Below are 20,044 nucleotides of genomic sequence, written 5' to 3'. Positions count from 1 at the left end.
TATGAATGGATTAGCAGCAAGAGATAAGCGCGTATATTGTCAGCAGGGGCCGCAAATGCTATCCCCCATTAATGCCGGAGCATTATCTGGTTATACGTTTGTTTTTAAAGATTTGTTCGATGTCGCAGGTTATTTGACCGGCGCAGGTAATCCTACTTGGCTTGCAACCCATAAAATTGCAGCGCACAGCTCAGAGTTGATTTTGGGATTATTAAAACAAGGTGCAAGTTGTGTCGGACGGGTACAAAGCGATGAGCTTGCTTACAGTTTAAATGGTCAAAATATCCATTACGGCACGCCGCTTAATCCGATCGCGCCAGATTGCCTGCCGGGAGGATCATCCAGTGGCAGTGCGGTTGCTGTTGCTAATAAAGAAGCTGACTTTTCAATCGGTACCGACACGGGTGGTTCGGTTCGTGTGCCTGCGAGTTACTGCGGGTTATATGGTTTAAGGCCGACCTTGGCAAGGTTTAATCTTGAGCACTGTTTTGAGCTGTCAAAAAGTTTTGATACTGCGGGTATTTTTACCCGCGACCTCATTTTAATGCAAAAGGTGTTTACGGCTCTTAATCAAGCTCCGGCCGAGGGGACATCAGCGCGAACGATTTATCTTGATAGTACCTTAGCAACGCAGCTGAGTAGCGAGCGTTTAAAACGTTTGCAGGATTGCTGTACAGAGGCGGGGATCACGCTGCTTAATGGTGATTTTCTGGCTGAGAATCGTCTGACTCTTGAAGCCCTGAGTCTGTTATTTCGCACTATCCAAGGCTATGAAATCATAAAAAAACATGGTCAGTGGTTAGCGGAATTTGGGCACCGTTTAGATCCCTCTATTTATCAACGGGTGGAGTGGTCTCGCAGCATAAGTGCAGAGCAATATGCTCAGGCCAAAAATCGTCAAACTGATTTTCAGCAACAGCTGTTAATCCTCCTTCAGCAACAAGCGGGTTTATGGCTGATACCGACAACGCCTTCCGGGCCGCCAAAGTTAACATTAGCAGGTGATGAACTAGCCAAGTACCGTTCCGATTTAATGGGCCTGACCAGCATTGCGGGTTTGAGTGGTTTTCCACAGTTGCACTTACCCATGTCCGGGTTAGCAGAAGGGCCCTGCGGTATTTCTTTGTTAGGTTTGCCAAACAGTGAAGGGCAGCTGTTTGCAACAGCGCAGCGCTTAATTCAAGGAGAACAGCTATGAACTACCAATCGGCGTTTAGCGCGTCGCATTATAAAGCGGCACAAGCAGGCCAGGCGATATTAGATGCTGGAGGAACCGCGAGCGAAGCGATGGTTGCCGCGGCGGCAATGATCTCGGTGCAATATCCGCACATGAACAGTATTGGCGGAGATAGTTTTTGGTTAATTAGTCAACCGGGCAAAACCCCCATTGCCATTGATGCTTGTGGTGCGGCGAGTCAGTCAATCGAGGTTGAGGCTTATCGTGCTAAGGGTGCAACTTTACCCGAGAGCGGTGGCGAGTCTGCGATAACCATGGCAGGCACAATATCGGGCTGGCAAAAAGCATTAGAAATTAACGCCGGGCAGTTTAGCCTTAGAGAATTGTTACAACCTGCCATAGATGCGGCGGAGCAAGGCATTGATGTGACCCAAAGTTTAGTTGACGCCAGCGAAAAAACCTTTGAGCGTTTACATGCGCTCGATGCTTTTGCCGATCTTTATTTAAATCAATCTCAGACATTAAACGTTGGTGAAAATTTAGTTAATCCGGCGCTGGCTGCGACCTTAAGGCGTCTTGGTGACGCCGGGTTAGATGATTTTTACCGTGGTGAAATAGCAGAAAAAATAGCTAAAGATTTAGCGCAAGCGGGAAGCCCGATTACTCTGGCTGACTTTCACGCCCATCAGGCAAAGGTGATGGATCCATTAACGGTCGATATATCCAAAGGGCAACTTTATAACTTCGGGGCACCAACCCAAGGCCTTGCCTCATTATTGATCCTCGCTATTTATGATCAACTGGTCAGTAAAGCCGGAAATGAGCTTGAGCACATGCATTTGTTGGTCGAAGCGACCAAACAGGCGTTTATTATTCGCGATAGATTGATAACCGATGAGGCTTATTTAAAGGAGCCTCTACAAGACTTACTGAGCGCAAAAAACATTAAAGAATGTGCTGCTCGTATCTCATTAGAAAAAGCGCAACCATGGCCGCATCAGGCAAAAGTGGGTGATACAGTTTGGATGGGTGCGACGGATCAATACGGGACTATGGTGAGCTTTATTCAAAGCCTTTATTGGGAGTTTGGCTCCGGAGTTGTTTCACCCAGTACCGGTGTTTTATGGAATATTCGCGGGCAAAGTTTCTCCCTTGATGCTAACCACCACAATGTTTTAGCACCGGGGAAAAAACCTTTTCATACCCTTAATCCCGCGTATGCGAAGCTGCACGATGGCAGGCGTATGGTTTATGGCACCATGGGAGGCGAAGGGCAGCCGCAAACTCAAGCCTGTGTGTTTAGCCGTTATATATATCAAGGGTTGAATCTGCAAGATGCTATCGCTAAACCGCGTTGGTTACTGGGCCGCACTTGGGGAGATACAACCAATAACTTACGTTTAGAACAAAGCCTTTATGACGCTAGTGCGGTGCAGCTAAGTAAGCTGGGTCATGAGGTTACTTGTGTTACAGATAACAATGAATTAATGGGGCACGCGGGAGCAGTGGTCATCGACTATCAAGGTCGAGCTTGTGCAACCAGTGATCCCCGTAGTGATGGCAACAGTTTACTTGGAGATTTTAATGAACAGCACTGACCTTTTTGAAACCCTTAACCCTCCGCAACGTCTATTGATGGGACCCGGTCCAATCAATGCTTATCCGCGTGTGCATCAAGCTATTTCTGCCTCACTGATTGGTCAGTATGATCCGGTGATGACAGGTTACATGAATCAGGTGCAATCTTTATATCGTGGCGTATTTGAGACCAATAACCAGCAAACATTATTGGTGAATGGGACAGCGCGTTCGGGTATAGAGGCTGTATTAGTGTCGATATTACAACCGGGCGATAAAGTATTAATCCCGGTGATCGGGCGTTTCGGCCATTTGCTCTGCGAAATTGCACAACGTGTTGGTGCACAAGTGAAAACCATTGATGTGAAATGGGGAGAAGTGTGCTCGCCGGAGCAAGTGGAAAAAGAGATTAAAGCGTTTCAACCAAAACTGTTAGCCACGGTGCAGGGGGATACCTCTACGACGATGAATCAACCTTTGGCGGAAATAGGCGAAATTTGTCAACGCTACGGCGTCTTATTCTACTGTGATGCAACCGCATCGATTGCAGGTAACGAGTTAAAAATAGATGAATGGCATCTTGATGCCGTATCAGCAGGCCTGCAGAAATGTTTAGGCGGGCCATCTGGCAGCGCGCCCATTACCTTAAGTGATCGCTGTGCAGAAGTCATTAATCGCCGTAAACATATTGAAGCAGGTATTCGTGCCGATCATCACGTTGAAGGTTGTGATGCGATGATTCAATCTAACTATTTTGACCTTTCTATGATCATGGATTATTGGGGCCCTGAGCGTTTGAATCACCACACAGAATCAACCAGCATGTTATACGCAGCACGTGAATGTGCGCGCCTTTTTCTGGAAGAAGGTGCGGATAATGTGATTGCCCGTCATAAACAAGCGGGCGATGCGATGGCATCTGGCCTTAAAGCCATGGGCTTGAGCTTATTTGGGAATCAGCAATATAAAATGAATAATGTGGTCGGTGTTTATATTCCGCAGGGTATTGATGGAGATAAAGTGCGCCATGAACTGCTGCATCGTTTTGGCATTGAAATTGGCACGTCATTTGGACCATTACACGGCAAGGTTTGGCGTATCGGCACTATGGGTTATAACGCCCGTCAGGAGTGTGTTCTCACTACCTTGGTGGCGTTGGAATCTATTTTATTAAAATATAAAGTGAAAATTAATTCAGGTCAGGCTGTGTTAGCTGCAATGGCTCACTATATTGATTAAATAAACAAAAGGAGACGCAATGAAAATGGAAGATGGGGCCAACAAAATCATGCGACAATCCGAGCAGCTTGCTCTCTTTAGTTCAATGCAGGGAGGTCTAACGCGCGCTTATTTAACGCTCGAACATGCGCAAGCACATCAGCAATTAGGCACGTGGATGCAGCAAGCGGGACTTGAAACCTGGCAGGACAGCGTCGGTAATCAATGGGGACGTAAAGTCTCTGCCAACCCAACATTAGCCACCTTAATTATTGGTTCACACAGCGATACCGTCAGCAATGCGGGTAAATATGATGGTAATTTGGGCGTATTGCTTGGCATTGAAGCACTGCATGCCTTAGCAGATGTGGAATTACCGTTTCATGTTGATGTTGTCGCTTTTGCCGATGAAGAGGGTACGCGCTTTAATACCACACTGATTGGTTCAAGCAGTGTGGCAGGTTGCTTTCAACCTGATTGGTTGAAGGTGAAAGACAAGCAAGATGTGACCATGGCAGAAGCGTTAGAATCTTTCGGTCTGCAAGCCAATCTGGTGGGCAGTGATGCACGTAACGCACAGGAAACCTTAGCTTATTTAGAAGTGCATATTGAGCAGGGCCCGGTATTGGAAGAACGGGATTTAGCCGTTGGCGTAGTGACCGGTATTGCGGGAGCAAAACGTTATCAATTTACCCTGAAAGGAATGGCGGGGCATGCGGGAACAGTGCCCATTGATATGCGCCAAGATGCACTTTGTGGCGCGGCTGAAATGATATTAGCCATTGAAAGTTATGCAATACAACATGATGTAGTAACGACTGTTGGAAAGTGTGATGTTCTTCCAGGTGCGGTTAATGTTATCCCCGGAGAAGCGACCTTTACGCTGGATATCCGCAGCTTAAAACAACATATATTAGAATCAAGTACCGTTGAATTATTGGCGCAATTAAAAAAGATTGCTCAACGTCGAAACTTAACCGTACAAAGCGAACAGTTATATCAAGCTCAAGCTGTACCTTGTGATCCAAAGTTACAAAAACTCTGGGCTGAAGTCGTTGCAACAGAAACGGGAACACCGGCATTCTACCTTGCAAGTGGTGCAGGTCATGATGCCATGGTGATGACCCAAATTACCGATATTGGTATGTTGTTTGTGCGCTGTGAAAAAGGCATAAGTCATCATCCAAGAGAGCAAGTATTGCAAGATGATGTCGGCGTTGCGCTGGATTGTCTAATAGGCATGATTAACAAAATGGCTAGCGAATACACTAAATAAAATCATTTGGCATTAAAATCGAATCGGAGAAAAAGTACTTTATGGCGGACGATAATAAACTCTTAAAGCCTTTGTTGGGGCTGGGTATTGCCGGGAATTCGGCGGGGCATTTACAACAAACAGGCGAGATAAAGGGGTTAAGTGCAATTGATGACGCTGCAAAACCGCAGGCATTATTTCCCTTTTTTGTAAGCCATGCAAAAGACGCTTACCTCACTTGCATGCCGTACTCAACGACTGAACTTCGCTTACCAAATGAGCTGGGTGCGAAGGTGCAAATGGAGGCCGAGTTAGCGCTCAAACTCGCAGTCGTTTATGACGCAGAGGGGAAGGTGATACAACTGACTGCAATTTCGATGACAGTGATGAATGACGCCACCTATCGAAATGCCAGCGTATGCAAATTAGCCGAGAAAAAAAATTGGGGCCTGGCGACTAAAGGTATTGCTGAACATGAAATTCTGATTGATAAGTTTGTGGCGGGCGGTGAGCTGGATCATTTTCGACTGTGTGGATTTCATCAATCTAATGGTCAATGGCAATTATGCGGACAAGATTCAGCCGTAACAGAATACACTTATTTTTATCAACAGTTGTTGCAGTGGTTAGTAAAACAAATCCGGCAACAGCAGGATAAAAACGCACTGCATAATATACAAGATCTCCTCTCACAAGCGGGTAATCCCGAGCAAATTTTAATCTCGATAGGAGCAACCCGCTATAGTGTTTTTGGCGAACAGCACCAGCTTTTACAGGGTGATCAATTGGTTGTCGCATTGTATGACAGCCGAGCTTATGATTTTCAAGCGCTAGCGAGCGAGCTTGAAAAAACCGGGACTTTGAACGTATTGTCCAAGAATAAAATTATTTTTCTGCAGCAACAAGTTGTTTAAAATAATATTGTTGGCACTGATAGAATCGCAGTGTATTAGCTGCCTAAAATCAAACATAACATCTCTTTAATTTATAAATGATCAAGCTCTCCGTCTGTTAAAACTCTTTTTGGCCATTGCAATCCGCCGCTGGAATAGATTAAACCTGCCCAACAGTAAAGTGCTTGTTCAGTTATATTAATGGCCTTTTAAAACGCCACCGTCTACAGCAATACTCTGTCCCGTAATATAAGAGCCTTTTTCGGAAGCGAGAAAAGTTGCAAGGTCAGCTAATTCTGAAGGCTCTCCCAATCGACCCGCCGGAACCATGGCTTTTATTTGTTCTTCTGATAGCTTTAAGGATTTTAGTCGATCCGTATTAGTGTAACCGGGTAAGAGTAAATTGATGGTGATACCAAAAGCGGAGAATTCATTAGCGATGGATTTTGCAAGACCAGACAAACCTGCTCTTAATCCATTAGAGGTTGTTAAACCTGAAATGGGTTCTTTTGCAGCCACTGAAGTCACCATAATGACTCTTCCGTAATTATTCTCTTTCATATGAGGTAAAACGGCCTTTATTGATTCAACCGGGCTCATCCAGATAGACTGAAAATCTAAATGCCACTGCTCGTCAGAAACATCGAGAAAGTTGGCCTTTTCAGGTCCGCCTGTATTGGTCACAAGAATATCTATTTGACCAATTCTTGCGATCACTCTTTCGATCAATTCCTTTGAGGCCAGGGGTTTAGAAAGGTCACAAACCTCATATCCGGCGGCACCGATTTCTTCTTGGCAGTCGCGAAGTTTTTGTTCAGAGCGAGAACAAATATAGACCTCCGCTCCTTCATTGATCAAAGACTCAGCAATCGCTTTGCCTATGCCTGCACTGGCTCCCATCACCAGGGCTTTTTTGTTTTTAAGATTTAAGTTCATTTTAACTCCGTATGAAATTATTTTGAATATAGGAAGAATAAAAGCCTTTTACTCAAAACAATGTTGATTTGAATAGGATGTTTGATCTCATTATGCTCCGATTGCGATAAAACTTTATCAGAATTTTTTATTCTCCTTCATAAATTTCGGTATGCTATGTCGGTTTCTAACCGATTGGCATTCTCCAGCATGATAAATTCAATTTTATATATATATATAATCTGGTAATTACAGAGTTATGACAGTGATAATAAAGTTTATTTATTAGGTTATGATTTTAGAATCAGATCGTTACGATAGAAATTAGTCCGAAAAGTGTTACTATTCATAACATCATTTTAAAATATATTTTTTCCTCCCTGATTTATATTTAATGTGAAACTGTTTGCTTTAACACACTCTTTTCACAAATTTTTTTATAATTTACTCATGGAAATCAATGGTAAATAATCCCTTTTTTGTTACAAACGAGTTGATGATGCTTAACAAAAACCAGCAATACTATGAGAACAATGCACAGGATTTTTACGATTCGACAGTGACAGTAGATATGCAGACGCTTTATGAACAGTTTTTGCCGTTAATTCCTGCTGGTGGAGCAATCTTAGATGCTGGTTGCGGCGCGGGGCGTGACAGTAAAGCTTTTTTGGATCTTGGTTTTTATGTTGAAGCCTTTGACGCGAGCGATAAATTAGCTTTACTGGCCTCAGAATTAACGCGCATAAAGGTATCTGTGGATCTCTTTCAAACCTTTGAAAGTAAAAAACAGTTTGACGCAATTTGGGCTTGTGCTTCTTTATTGCATGTTTCGTTACTGGAGCTTCCTGTAGTATTTTCATCTTTATCTAAGATGCTTAAATCAGACGGTCTTTTTTACTGCTCTTTTAAATATGGGGAGGGAGAAGTGGCTCGTAACGGACGCGTATTTACCAATTTAAATGAATGCGGTTTAGCCATGCTGATTAAAGGTTCACCTTTACGTATTAAAGATCAGTGGATAACGGCTGATTTGCGGGAAGGGCGTGAAGATGAGCAGTGGTTAAACGTTATTTTACAAAAGGATTAAGCCAAGTTGACTGCCATCGCATTTAATAATGTATCACTGGCTTGTGATGCAAAAAAACTAACAACAGGTGGCGATGATCCCTTATTGCCTAAACTTATTCATGCCATTAATCATGCTAGTGAAATTGAGATTGCCGTTTCATTTGTACAGTGCAGCGGTTTGAATTTATTATTTGAACCCTTAAAAGATGCCATTCTCAATGGCGCAAGCTTAAAATTATTAACCTCTGATTATCTTGATATTACTGATCCAGTGGCATTAAGAGAATTAATGTCTTTGCCTGAGCGTGGGGCTGACATTCGCATTTATCAAAGTGATAACAAGCAAGCCTTTCACATGAAATCCTATATATTTGTCAAAACGGATTCAGGGGAAAAGGTTAATGAACTGCTTGATGGTTGTGCCTTTATCGGCTCAAATAATATTAGTAAAAGTGCATTAACGACTGGGCATGAATGGTGTTTCAGACATGATTATCTACCACCAAAAACGTCACAAGAGGCGCTCGAATTTAACTATATACGCAGTGCTTTTGACGAAATTTTTGCCCATCCTTTAGTGCATAAGCTAGATAACAATTGGATTTCAGCTTATTTAAATCGGCGTAAAAAGATGCAGTTTGTCAGCGTCGATCACCGCTTATACCCAGAAGAAGATTTTGAACCAGTAACCCCTAATCATATTCAAATTGAAGCATTAACGGCTTTAGCAAAAAGCCGGGAAATTGGCTATAAACGAGGTTTAGTTGTTCTGGCCACCGGAATGGGTAAAACCTGGTTAGCCGCCTTTGATGTGTTGCAGCTAAAAGCTAAGCGGATTTTATTTGTCGCCCACAGAGAAGAGATATTACTGCAGGCTCAACGTACCTTTGCACAGTTAATGCCGGAAAAAAGCAGCGGTTTTTATAACGCACAAAATCGTCAAAAAGAGGCTGAACTATTATTTGCTTCAGTGCAGACGATAGGCAGAGAAAATCATTTACAACAATTCTCAAGAGATCACTTCGATTATGTTGTGGTGGATGAATTTCATCACGCCAGTGCATCTGTTTACAGTAATTTATTAGCTTATTTTAATCCGGATTTTCTACTTGGTTTAACCGCAACACCTGAACGAACGGATCAATCAGATATTCTCTGTTTGTGTGATAATAATTTAGTTTATGAACGTAATTTAACACAGGGAATCGATGATAAAATTCTGGCGCCGTTTAAATATTACGGGATCTGGGATGAATCTGTTAACTATCAGGCAATCCCCTGGCGCAATGGACGTTTTGATCCGGAATCTATTGATAATCAGTTTGCTACCCAAAAACGGGCAAGTCATATATTAAAAAAATGGCATCAATTCAAACAACAAAAAACCTTAGCTTTTTGTATTTCCGTTAAGCATGCAGATTATATGGCCGAGAGTTTTAACAACGCGGGTATTAAGGCTGTATCAGTGCATTCTAAGTCAGAAATTAGACGCAATGAGGCTCTTACTCAGTTACAAAATGGCACCGTCGAGGTAATGTTTTCTGTTGATCTATTTAATGAGGGTACAGATCTACCTGCCATTGATACCATCTTAATGCTCCGCCCCAGTGATTCTAAAATTTTATTTCTACAGCAGTTGGGGCGGGGATTACGCCGACACAAGAACAAAACACATCTTGTTGTACTGGATTTTATCGGCAATCACCATTCATTTTTAAATAAACCCTACGCACTCTTTGGCAGTTTCACGACCCGAGAATTAGTGAAAAAGGTGCAAACACACAAGCTCGCCGACGGCTGTTTTGTTAATTATGATATTGAAATAACCCAATTTTGGGAGCAACTGGCAAAACAGCAGCGTACAACGGCTATTGAAGATTACCAAAATTTATATGGGCAACTTGGACATAGACCAACAGCCAGTGAGTTTTTAAATGCGCATGGTGATTTACATAAGGTTAATAAACAGCACAAAAGCTGGATGGCGCTAGTGGCTGCGCAACAGCAGGAGCCTGAATTTTTAGCGCTAATTGAAAACTATGGGGATTTTTTGCTGGAGGCTGTTCAGGCAACAGCAATGGCAAAATCTTTTAAAGCGATTCTATTAGAAGCATTTTTACGTTTAGATGGTTTTGCAAATCCGCCAATATTAGAATTACTCGCCAAGGATAGCAAGTTGGTTTTTGAGCGTTACCCTCTGCTTAAACAAAGAGAATTATCCGAAAAGCTGCAACATTGTCAGCCAGACTCTGCACAATGGCTAGAGTATTGGAAAAAATATCCCATCAAATATAGCTGCACAGAGTACAAAAAAACGGGAAAACAGTGGTTTAAAGTCGAAGATAACAGGTTAGTTGCCAACATTGATGTGAAAGAGCAGGACAAACCAGCACTGCATGATGCCGTTCAGGAATTGTTAACATTACGATTATTACAATATTCACAACGTCCAAATAAAGTTAGTAAGGAAGCTGTGAGCCAACAGGAAAATAACAGTTTAATTAATCGATCCAAAGCCACTCGACTTGCGTTTTATCCCAACTTGAAAATCGCTTGTGGTCATTTTAAAACAGGTGATGATTCACAAGTGGACTATGTAGATGCACCTGAAGGACATGGTCGCTTGCTTGGTAATAAACATTTTTTGGCAAGAGCTACAGGCAACTCCATGAATGGTGGTAAGCATCCAATCCAAGACGGGGATCTGTTATTGCTGGAATTAATATCCCCTGAAAGTGCCGGTTCATTACAAGGCCAAACCGTTGTTATTGAAAATCACGATGTTAGTGGTGACGATCAATATTTACTGCGGGATGTAAAAAAATTGGCAGACGGGCGGTACCAGTTGCTTGCCAAAAATAGTGATTATGAGCCTATATTGGCCGATGAGGCGATGAAACCATTAGCCAGATTGAGGGCGGTGGTAGCGTAAGCTAAGCAGCATGTCTATACATAGTCCGTGGTGGCAAGTTTTTTGGGGCATGTGTATTTTTATTTTAGCCCTGTAATCTCCTGTTTAAGAACATGCTGATACATAAATATAACTGCGCATAACGCTAAATTCTGAGAGTGTAAAAAGAATTGTGTAACTGTTTATTATCTATAACCTTAAAACAGGCCAAAATAATGATTAACACAGTTTGTTTTACACCTTCCACCTGTCAGCTAATAATTTTCATCGTTATTAATTCTGTGATTGAGTTAGATCCTTTCGATGCTTCTTCAATATGTTCACTCCACCAACTCATTAATACTCTACGGCGTTCAATGTAATCTGTGCGATTGTAAGCGCTTCTTACTTTATCTTTATCTACGTGTGACAGAGCAGCTTCAATAACGTCTGCTTCGAAGTTTTGCTCATTCAGGGTGGTACTTGCCAGTGCACGTAATCCATGTGATGTTTGACGGCCTTTAAAGCCCATTCTCGATAGGGCTTTGTTTGCAGTTTCTTTGCTAATGTGTTTTTTGTTAGTTTTATCTGCCGGGAAGATATATTCACTGTCACCCGTAATTGCATCAATTGTCTCTAACAGAGCAAGTGTTTGGTCTGTTAAAGGGATTGTATGCGGCCTGCCTTTTTTCATGCGTTCGGGTGGAATATGCCAAAGTTTATTTTCTTTATCAATTTCATCCCAGCGAGCGCTAGCTGTCTCAGCAGGACGGGTCATAGTGTGCAGTTGCCATTCAATCAAACAGCGTGTGATAAGTTTTATATTAGCGTAGTTAAGTGCTTTTAATAGCTCAGGAAGTTCTTCTGGCTTTAACGACGCTTGATTAGTCACTTGAGCAGTTGCAAACGCTTTACCAATACCTGCAAGCTTGTTGTGTTCGATAATTCCGGTGTTAACTGCAAATGTCATTATTTCATTAAGTTGACGGCAAAGCCTGCCAACAGTTTCGAGTTTGCCTTGGTTAGCAACTGGCTGAAGGATTTTAATCGCTTGTGGTGCGGTGATTTCAGAAATAGGGAATTTACCAAGATAAGTTAACAGATATTTATCTAAACGTTGCTTGAGTTTTTTAGCTGTGAGTTCTTTAATGCTGGTTTTTTTAACGGCAAACCAATCTTCAAATACAGCCTGGAGTGTATTTGAAAGCTCAATTTGTTGAACTTTAAGTGTGGTGTCTCTTTGTTCTTTAGGATCAATGCCATCAGCAAGCAGTTTTCTGGCTTCAATTACTTTAGTTCTAGCTTTGGCTAAAGATACTGAAGGGTATTTACCTAAAGCTAAATGCGCTCTTTTCCTACTGACAGGCCGAGAATAAGAAAAACGCCATAACTTTGAGCCTGACGGCAAAATTTTTAAAGATAAGCCATCACCATCTCCTAGGTTATAAACTTTGTCTTTTGGTTTAGCTTGAAGCACTTGTGTAGCCGTTAAAGGCTTAACTTTTTTTGCCATAATGTAATCACTTAAAAGTCTGCTTTGAATTGATTATATTAAAGGTTACTTCAGAACGTAGATTTTACAAGACGGTAATAGACGTCATAAGATTGCTATATGTGAGGACGTGTTAATTTTAGAGTGTTTGTTTGAGGTTTGTGGACTTATAGAGACGTTCTGGGATGGTATAAAACAAGATTTTGGTGCTCGCTACTGGACTCGAACCAGTGACCCACGCCATGTCATGGCGGTACTCTACCAACTGAGCTAAGCGAGCGTATAGTTGGTTGCCTTTGAAAGCGAGGTGATTTTGCTTGATGGCCGCTAAAGTGTCAATAATTCTTTTTATATTCCAGTCTGTTTGATGTTTTTTTGTTCATATTTAAAATGAAACTGTTAACTGCAACAAAATAAGCCGGTATTTAGGTTTCATCGTCGGCTAATTGTGTTGTGTTTTCTGTTTCTGTTTTTGTTTCTTTATTGGACTCGGTTTGTTGTTCTTTGGTTTTCATTAGCGTTTCTAATGCTTGATTACCGTTTAACCAAACCTGTTTACTGGTATCTTTCACATCATCCCATGCTTTAGCACTGCTTTCTTGCGTATCAAGCCAAATGTCACGCGAATTTTCTTTGGTCACTTGCCATAACTCATCGCTTGTTTTTTTACTTTTTTGTAAAATTTCGCCGCTTGATTTTTTGCTTTTATCCAATAACTCTTTACTCGATTGTTTACTTTTTTCCCAAACGTCTTTACTTAATTGTTGGCTATCTTCCCAAAGTTGCTGTGCTGATTTTGGAGTGGTAGTGGTGTCTTTTTGTTGCTCATCTTGGGCAGGTTGTTGTGCTTTTTCCGCGTTTTTTACCGGTGCTGCTGTTTGATCATTACATGCCATAAGAGAAAGTAATATAGGGCTGAACATTATAAACTGGATAATTTTTTTCATTAATTGCCACCAACAGAGAAGTGAATATGAGAAATATGCCGATTTTCATGGCTTTGCTATTAGTCAGTAATATATTTTAATAGTTCCATTAATAGCGCTTTAAACTTGAATTTGTTATATCAGTATACTACTGTGTAAAAAAACAGTTAGTGAAAAGGTCCCATGAAACTTTATATTGCCGAAAAACCAAGCCTGGCACGTGCTATTGCAGATGCGCTACCGAAACCACATCGCAAAGCAGATGGTTGCATTTATGTCGGTAATGGAGATGTTGTAAGCTGGTGCATCGGGCATCTTTTAACTCAGGTTGACCCTGAAGCTTATGATCCTGAATATAAAAAATGGAAATTCGAACACCTGCCGATTATTCCCGAAAACTGGAAATTAAAATCAACGCCGCGCACCAGTAAACAACTGAGTATATTAAAAAAACTGATCAAACAGGCTGATAACCTTGTGCATGTTGGCGACCCGGACCGTGAAGGGCAGTTACTAGTGGATGAGGTGATTCATTTCAGCGGTGTTAAGGGCAATAAACTAAAACAGGTAGAGCGCTGCCTGGTCAGTGATTTAACCACCAATGCGGTAAAACGTTCGCTGCAGCAACTCCGCTCTAATCAGGAGTTCATTGCACTCTCAACCTCGGCGCTTGCGAGAACGCGTGCTGACTGGTTATACGGGCTGAATTTGACCCGGGTTTATACGTTACAGGCACAAAAGTCGGGTTATCAGGGGGTGATCTCGGTTGGCCGGGTGCAAACACCTTTATTAGGGTTGGTGGCGAGGCGTGATAAAGAGATTGAAGCTTTTGTGAGTAAACCCTTTTATGAAGTGGAAGCGCATTTAACGACGCTCAAACCTGAAACAATCGCGTCTTTTACGGCTAAATGGAAGCCCAGTGAAGCCTGCGAAAAATATCAGGATTCGGAAGGGCGTGTACTGGTTAAAAAATTGGCCGATAATGTTGCGCAGCGTATTTCTGAACAGCCCGCTGTGGTGAAAAGTTTTACGGCTAAAAATAAAAAACAGGTTGCGCCTTTACCCTATAATTTATCGGCGCTGCAGATTGATGCTGCAAAGCGCTTTAGCTATACAGCGCTGCAGGTATTAGATATCTGTCAGGCATTGTATGAAAAATATAAGTTGATTACCTATCCTCGTTCTGATTCCCGTTATCTGCCCCAAAATCATCATTCTCAGGCAGGATCGGTGACTAAGGCGATTGCTAATAATCAGCCTGATTTAAAAAAGGCGGTAAGCGATGCTAATCTTTCACTCAAGAGCCGTGCATGGAACGATAAAAAGGTCGATGCCCATCATGCGATTATTCCGACGGATAAACAGCAGTCTTTAACGAGCTTAGATACCGCCTCTAAAAATATTTACGGCCTGATTGCCCGTCAGTATTTATGCCAGTTTTATGCTGATTATCATTACGGTGAATGCGTGGCTGAAATAGAGATAAATAACGGCTTGTTTATCAGTAAAGCGAAAGCGAAAATCAGCGACGGGTGGAAGGTATTATTTGATAAGCAGGAGAAAGACAGTTTTTTACCTGCGCTTAGCAAAGGGCAGGAGCTGTTTTGTGATAAAGGCGAGGTGATTGAAAAAAACACTCAACCGCCGGCACATTTTACCGATGCGACTCTGTTAGCCGCAATGAGTAATATAGCCCGTTATGTGAAAGATAGTGAATTGAAAGGCATATTGAAGGAAACCGATGGTCTGGGAACAGAAGCGACACGAGCGGGAATTATCGAACTGTTGTTTAAACGTTTGTTTCTGCAGCGCACGGGTAAACTTATTAAAGCGACTGAGACCGGCCGAAAGTTAATTGAAAGTTTGCCGGAAATGTTGACCCTGCCCGATATGACTGCGCAGTGGGAGATGCAGCTCAATGCTATCAGTCAAAAAGAGCAAAGTTATCAGGGGTTTGTGGTGCCGTTACAAAATCAGCTCACAAGCATTATAGAAAAGGCGATTGCAGACGGGCCGCGGGCACTGGCGAATTTACCAAGCAGTGTTAATACTTTTAAAAAATCCTACAGAAAAAAATCACCCAAAAAAGGCACTTATAAAAAGAAAAGCAGTTAATATCGGGGTGCTGTTATTCTGGGTACGATGCTGCCTTATTTTCCGTCATCCTCGAAGTGTTTTAATCGGGGATCTAAGTATGTGACGTCGGTTTTTTTTCGCAACTGAGTCTTCAGGATCGGCACTCGTTAGTACCTTCGGACTTATACCAGTTACGACTAGTTATTGCCTTTTGCCCGCCTGAAGGCGGGATTCCAGTTTAGGGTATTACTTAATGGCGGATTTTATGTATTTACAGCACTGATCTTCTTTTGCCGGCCTGAAGGCGGGATTCCAGTTTGAGGTATTACTTAATAGCGGGATTTTTTGTATTTTCAGAATTAATCTTCTTTTGGGTGTTTTCGGAATTGAGCCTTCAGGCTCCGCACTTATGCCAGTTACGACTGGTTCTTGCTTTTGCCCGCCTGAAGGCGGGATTCCAATTTTTGGTATTACTTAATAGCGGGAATTTAAGAAAACTATCTCACATTAAATGCCAGTAATATCTTGGTCATTTCATCTATACGCTGGTGAAAACTTGTTTTTTTAGCGCGTTCATGGATTGTATGATCACCATCACCAAAGGGCCCAAAACCATCAAGCGTTGCGACACCGGCAGCCGAAACTATATTAGCATCACTCACACCGCCACGTTTTTCCGTTTTCAGCGGATAGCCTAGTATGCTTTCCAGTTGCTCTAATAATTGAGCTTGATTATCAGATGGCTGCATAACATCCCGCTGTATTCCCCCGGTCATTGTTGCAGTTACGCCTTCAACAAAGGTCTGATCAATAATCGCTTGAACAGCAAGTAATAATCGTTCTTTCTCGTGGCTTTGGGTATAACGTATTTCGACAACAATTTCGGCTTTAGGTGAGATGGTATTTGCGCCAATCCCGCCGCTAAATTTACCGGCATTTACGGTCGTACCTTCGGCTAAATTAGTTAACTCTGTTAGTTTGATTATCATGTGCGCAGCGGCTAAATTCGCATTACATCCACTAATATAATGGTTGCCTGCATGCGCCGCCTTACCTAATAATGAAATAGTGAAAGTACCTACCCCTTTTCGGCCAATGACCACTTCATGGTCAACACCTGCCGCTTCAAAAACCAGGCAAAGATCATAGTCTTTTGCTAATTCAGCGGTTAACTTTTTACTGTCATCACTGCCGCTTTCTTCATCACTCACCAATAACATATCAATATTACTGATTGCGCCATGCGTAGCTTTTACCGCTCGTAACGCTTCAAGGGCAACGATGTTTCCCCCTTTCATGTCACATACTCCAGGGCCATATACCCACTCTTCATCTTCTGAAAAAGCAACAAAGGTATTAGGAGGAAAAACCGTATCTAAATGTCCCAATAATAAAACGCGCTTGCCCTCTTTTTGCAAGGGCGCATTAAATAACAGATGATCTCCAATCTCTGTCCGTGGAAATACGGTACATTTATAACCCAGCGCTTCCATCCATCCTCGGAAAATGACGCCATTTTGATCGACACCACATTTATTCTTGGTATATGAATTCAAATTGATAATGCTAGCTAATTCTGAAAAATCCATTGTGTTGATTCCTATGTGACGCTTTGAGTAATATTGCTTCAATAAAAGTAAAGTTCAAACTTCTTAAGCAAGACTGATACCAAAAAAAATAAATCTTACATTATCAGCAGAAGCACTCAGCGTAAGGCTTTTAGCCGATTTATTTTTTATTTAATGCCTATAAAAAAATTTAATTGTCCTAAATAAGGCAATTAAATGCCCCGTGCGCCCAATCTTGGTGCATGCAAAACAGTATATTATCGGATAAAAAAAAATATTCTATAGCGAGGAAAAATTTGACTGTTTTTTAACCACCAAACTTAAATAACACCTTGATTTAATGACGCGATTTGATTTAAACTTTATTAAAATTATTTATGTTTGATGTTTTCTGTGGGCTTTGATCTTTTTGTGCTAGCTTTGATCTTTTGGCACGAGCCTTGCTATTTAATTATTGAGCATAGGGGAATATTTTATTAATCGTAAAAATACCTCGCGTTTTTATACGCCAGGATCTACTTGAAACGGGGCCATCAAAAAATGAATAACAATAAAAATTTAGGGTCAGAACCAACGGTTGGAATGTGGCTATATAAAAACTCTGGGGGCATTGAAATACAGCAAAAATTAATCGATATACTTGCAAAAAAAGGCATCAGGACAATAACGGATCTAAATTTAGGAGATTCTTATGCATCTGGAGGTGAAATAATTTGCAACGGCATTAACATGGAAAACTTAAACGCATTTTTTTCATATAATGCAGGCGAGCAATCAGCTTTTCAAATGTATATGTATCAAGCACTTAATCAAACTATTTCGACTCTTAATAATTACGATGCTTTTGCTTTGACCGAAGATAAGTTTTTAACCGCTCATGTATTAAATCAAGCGGGAGTAAGAACCGCTGAATATCGCATGATTCATCGTGATGATATGGCATTATTAAAAAAAACAGTCAGTGATTGGCAGGGCCAAGTTGTCTATAAGCCTACCGATGGATGGGGAGGAAACGGATTAGTTAAAATAGAAGATGAAAGTGCATTCGATGTTTTAATTCCCTTTTTAACCAAAATGGGCATGGAAAACCTTTATTTAGAAAAATTTATTAATTATGATAAAACAGATTGGCGAGTTGATATTGTTAATGGTGAATTTGTAGGCTGTTATGGCCGTAGCGCTCCAAAAGGTGATTGGAAAACCAATATCACCAGCGGCGGTTCTATTTTATTACGGGAACCTAATGATGATGTTGTTGAATTAGCGATCAAAGCCGCAAAAGTTACCGGACTCGAAATTGCTGGTGTCGATTTATTATATGATTTAGATCTCCAAAAATATGTTGTGCTTGAAGTGAATGGCATACCCGCATTTGCAACACCAGAGCAAGAAAAATTAGGGCTAAATTTTAATGATCTTAAAATTAATAAAATAGCGAATCTTATAGAAAGTACTATAGAAGGTGAACAGAGTGAAAAAATCCACACCAAAATCGTTGCCTAAAATTGGTTTATTATATTTAGACCATGTATTACGGTTTTTTGACAAATCAAATTTTAAGGGTTGGCCTAATAAAATAGATATCGTTATTTACCATTGGAGAAATGATAAACAACGCTTTATTGATGAAGTAAAAAGAAAGAACATTGAAATATTAATCGGTAATATCCCAGCCACTGCCTATGAAACGTTTAGAGATATATCTCGCGCATTGCCAAACGTACAGTTTATACCTTCATTAGATACACAGTTTTCCAACAAATCTAAGGAAAATGTGACTCAATTTTGTGAAAAATATAATATTCCAATTCCTAAAACAAAAATATTTTACGAACCAACAGAGGCCGAGCAGTTTTTTAAAGAAACGGTTTACCCTAAGATTATTAAAAAATCCTATGGTCCTTCTAATTACGGCGGATATTTTGTTCATAAAGTAGATAGTTACCTAGAGGCCACTGAATTACTTAATAAGAAAAAATATTATCCCGTTTATACCCAAGACTTTGTACCTATGGCTGCTGATATCCGCGTCATGTTAATCGGTCATAAACCCGTTTGTGCTTTTTGGCGCAGACCACCTGAAGGCGAATGGTTAACCAACACCAGTCAAGGTGGCAGTATGGACTATATGGATGTACCGAAAGAAGTATTAGATCTTGCGGTTAAGGTGTCAACAGATGCCAATGCCGAATACTGGGCCTGTGATGTTGCAGTAGGGGTTGATGGGAAATATCGTATTTTAGAATGTGCGACAGCCTTTGCTGCCTTCCCTTATATTCGTGATTGGATAGGTCAGTATTTAATGTGGAAATTTTCAGCAGGACAATTCAATCAACCTCATATTCCTCTCTACAATTGGGAAGAATTGTGTAAAATAAACTCACATCTTTTACGTACTATGCGCTACATCACTTTTGGACGAAAAGTCTATCCAAGTTGTGATAGCGGTGAAATGTTTACGGCACTCAGTGATGATAATTACCCAATCATCAATACGATTGATGGTAAGCAGGAAGAATGGCCGAGTGAAGTCTGGAACAGACAAGATAACTATCGTAAGCAAGTCGCTAATAAGTCAGTCGCAACGACTACAAGTGTAGCCGTTAAGGAGAGTTTATTATCTTTAACAGAATCTTGCGATATCCCCTCAAAAGAAGAGTGTAGTGAATTACCTGTACTTGATCATTCTTTAGCGGGATCCGATGATATTCCCTCAAAGGAAGAGTGTAGTGAATCACCTGTACTTAAAAAGATAGAAGCAATTTTAACCATGACCGTTAATGATGTTGAAACATTTTTAATGGGTATTAAGGGCATAGGTAAAAAACAAACCGGGCTTATTATTCAAACTCTCGGTGTTGAAGGTATTTATAACGCCTTGCAAGGTGATGGCAGTCATTTTTATCAAGTGAAAAATTTAAAAGATAAAAAAGTTGCCCGCATCATGAAAGCTTGGCAAGTGTTTAAACAGAAGTTTAACTATTAGAG

General features: G+C 41.2%; 14 protein-coding genes and 1 tRNA gene. 10 read left to right on the top strand and 5 right to left on the bottom strand.

The window, feature by feature from the left end:
• Nucleotide 1 precedes the first annotated feature (1 nt).
• The 5 genes from ACJAZP_RS02330 to ACJAZP_RS02310 are packed head-to-tail and all read left to right on the top strand — an operon-like array spanning nucleotide 2 to nucleotide 6,142.
• Complete coding sequence (locus ACJAZP_RS02330; RefSeq protein WP_415229123.1) at nucleotides 2–1,198, top strand: amidase; 1,197 nt, start codon at nucleotides 2–4, stop codon at nucleotides 1,196–1,198.
• Nucleotides 1,195–2,775 carry a gamma-glutamyltransferase family protein gene (locus ACJAZP_RS02325; protein WP_415229122.1) on the top strand — a complete coding sequence of 527 codons (1,581 nt, stop codon included), beginning with the start codon at nucleotides 1,195–1,197 and terminating at the stop codon, nucleotides 2,773–2,775. Before ACJAZP_RS02330 ends, ACJAZP_RS02325 begins: the two co-directional genes overlap by 4 nt.
• Entirely contained in the window at nucleotides 2,762–3,994 is a 1,233-nt protein-coding gene (locus ACJAZP_RS02320; protein ID WP_415229121.1) for a pyridoxal-phosphate-dependent aminotransferase family protein, read from the top strand. The genes ACJAZP_RS02325 and ACJAZP_RS02320 overlap by 14 nt, the downstream gene beginning before the upstream one ends.
• 19 nt (nucleotides 3,995–4,013) lie before the next feature.
• On the top strand, nucleotides 4,014–5,249 hold the full coding sequence (locus ACJAZP_RS02315; protein ID WP_415229120.1) for an allantoate amidohydrolase: 1,236 nt from the start codon (nucleotides 4,014–4,016) through the stop codon (nucleotides 5,247–5,249).
• A 41-nt stretch (nucleotides 5,250–5,290) separates the two neighbouring features.
• Nucleotides 5,291–6,142 (top strand): DUF5718 family protein, encoded by an 852-nt coding sequence (locus ACJAZP_RS02310; protein ID WP_415229119.1) that lies wholly within the window; start codon nucleotides 5,291–5,293, stop codon nucleotides 6,140–6,142.
• A 177-nt stretch (nucleotides 6,143–6,319) separates the two neighbouring features.
• On the opposite strand, the gene ACJAZP_RS02305 is transcribed toward ACJAZP_RS02310, so the two are convergent.
• Nucleotides 6,320–7,057 carry an SDR family oxidoreductase gene (locus tag ACJAZP_RS02305; protein WP_415229118.1) on the bottom strand — a complete coding sequence of 246 codons (738 nt, stop codon included), beginning with the start codon at nucleotides 7,055–7,057 and terminating at the stop codon, nucleotides 6,320–6,322.
• Nucleotides 7,058–7,496: 439 nt separating this feature from the next.
• On the opposite strand from ACJAZP_RS02305, the gene ACJAZP_RS02300 reads away from it, so the two are divergent.
• Nucleotides 7,497–8,123 (top strand): class I SAM-dependent DNA methyltransferase, encoded by a 627-nt coding sequence (locus ACJAZP_RS02300; RefSeq protein WP_415229117.1) that lies wholly within the window; start codon nucleotides 7,497–7,499, stop codon nucleotides 8,121–8,123.
• A 6-nt stretch (nucleotides 8,124–8,129) separates the two neighbouring features.
• Nucleotides 8,130–11,036: a DEAD/DEAH box helicase family protein gene (locus tag ACJAZP_RS02295; RefSeq protein ID WP_415229116.1), complete on the top strand. Its 2,907-nt coding sequence runs from the start codon at nucleotides 8,130–8,132 to the stop codon at nucleotides 11,034–11,036.
• Nucleotides 11,037–11,265: 229 nt separating this feature from the next.
• Here the strand turns inward: ACJAZP_RS02295 and ACJAZP_RS02290 are convergent, their stop codons facing one another.
• The 3 genes from ACJAZP_RS02290 to ACJAZP_RS02280 form a co-directional block, all read right to left on the bottom strand.
• On the bottom strand, nucleotides 11,266–12,507 hold the full coding sequence (locus ACJAZP_RS02290; RefSeq protein ID WP_415229115.1) for an integrase domain-containing protein: 1,242 nt from the start codon (nucleotides 12,505–12,507) through the stop codon (nucleotides 11,266–11,268).
• Nucleotides 12,508–12,690: 183 nt separating this feature from the next.
• Nucleotides 12,691–12,766: transfer RNA gene (locus ACJAZP_RS02285), tRNA-Val, on the bottom strand.
• A 145-nt stretch (nucleotides 12,767–12,911) separates the two neighbouring features.
• Nucleotides 12,912–13,433: a hypothetical protein gene (locus ACJAZP_RS02280; protein WP_415229114.1), complete on the bottom strand. Its 522-nt coding sequence runs from the start codon at nucleotides 13,431–13,433 to the stop codon at nucleotides 12,912–12,914.
• 162 nt (nucleotides 13,434–13,595) lie between these two features.
• Between ACJAZP_RS02280 and ACJAZP_RS02275 the strand changes: the two genes are divergently transcribed.
• Nucleotides 13,596–15,527, top strand: coding sequence for a DNA topoisomerase III (locus tag ACJAZP_RS02275; RefSeq protein ID WP_415229113.1), 1,932 nt, complete (start codon nucleotides 13,596–13,598; stop codon nucleotides 15,525–15,527).
• Nucleotides 15,528–15,985: 458 nt separating this feature from the next.
• Here ACJAZP_RS02275 and ACJAZP_RS02270 read toward each other — a convergent pair whose 3' ends face one another.
• Entirely contained in the window at nucleotides 15,986–17,077 is a 1,092-nt protein-coding gene (locus tag ACJAZP_RS02270) for a M20 family metallopeptidase (protein WP_415229112.1), read from the bottom strand.
• 519 nt (nucleotides 17,078–17,596) lie between these two features.
• On the opposite strand from ACJAZP_RS02270, the gene ACJAZP_RS02265 reads away from it, so the two are divergent.
• Together ACJAZP_RS02265 and ACJAZP_RS02260 are read left to right on the top strand one after the other, a co-directional pair.
• Nucleotides 17,597–18,559, top strand: a complete 963-nt coding sequence (locus tag ACJAZP_RS02265) for an ATP-grasp domain-containing protein (RefSeq protein WP_415229111.1) — start codon at nucleotides 17,597–17,599, stop codon at nucleotides 18,557–18,559.
• Entirely contained in the window at nucleotides 18,528–20,042 is a 1,515-nt protein-coding gene (locus ACJAZP_RS02260; protein ID WP_415229110.1) for an ATP-grasp domain-containing protein, read from the top strand. Before ACJAZP_RS02265 ends, ACJAZP_RS02260 begins: the two co-directional genes overlap by 32 nt.
• Nucleotides 20,043–20,044: the final 2 nt, after the last annotated feature.

This window comes from Psychromonas sp. (assembly GCF_047632955.1).
Taxonomy (GTDB): Bacteria; Pseudomonadota; Gammaproteobacteria; order Enterobacterales; family Psychromonadaceae; genus Psychromonas.
The sequence above is the reverse complement of the archived record's forward strand: the minus strand, read 5'-3'. Positions and strand labels throughout refer to the sequence as shown.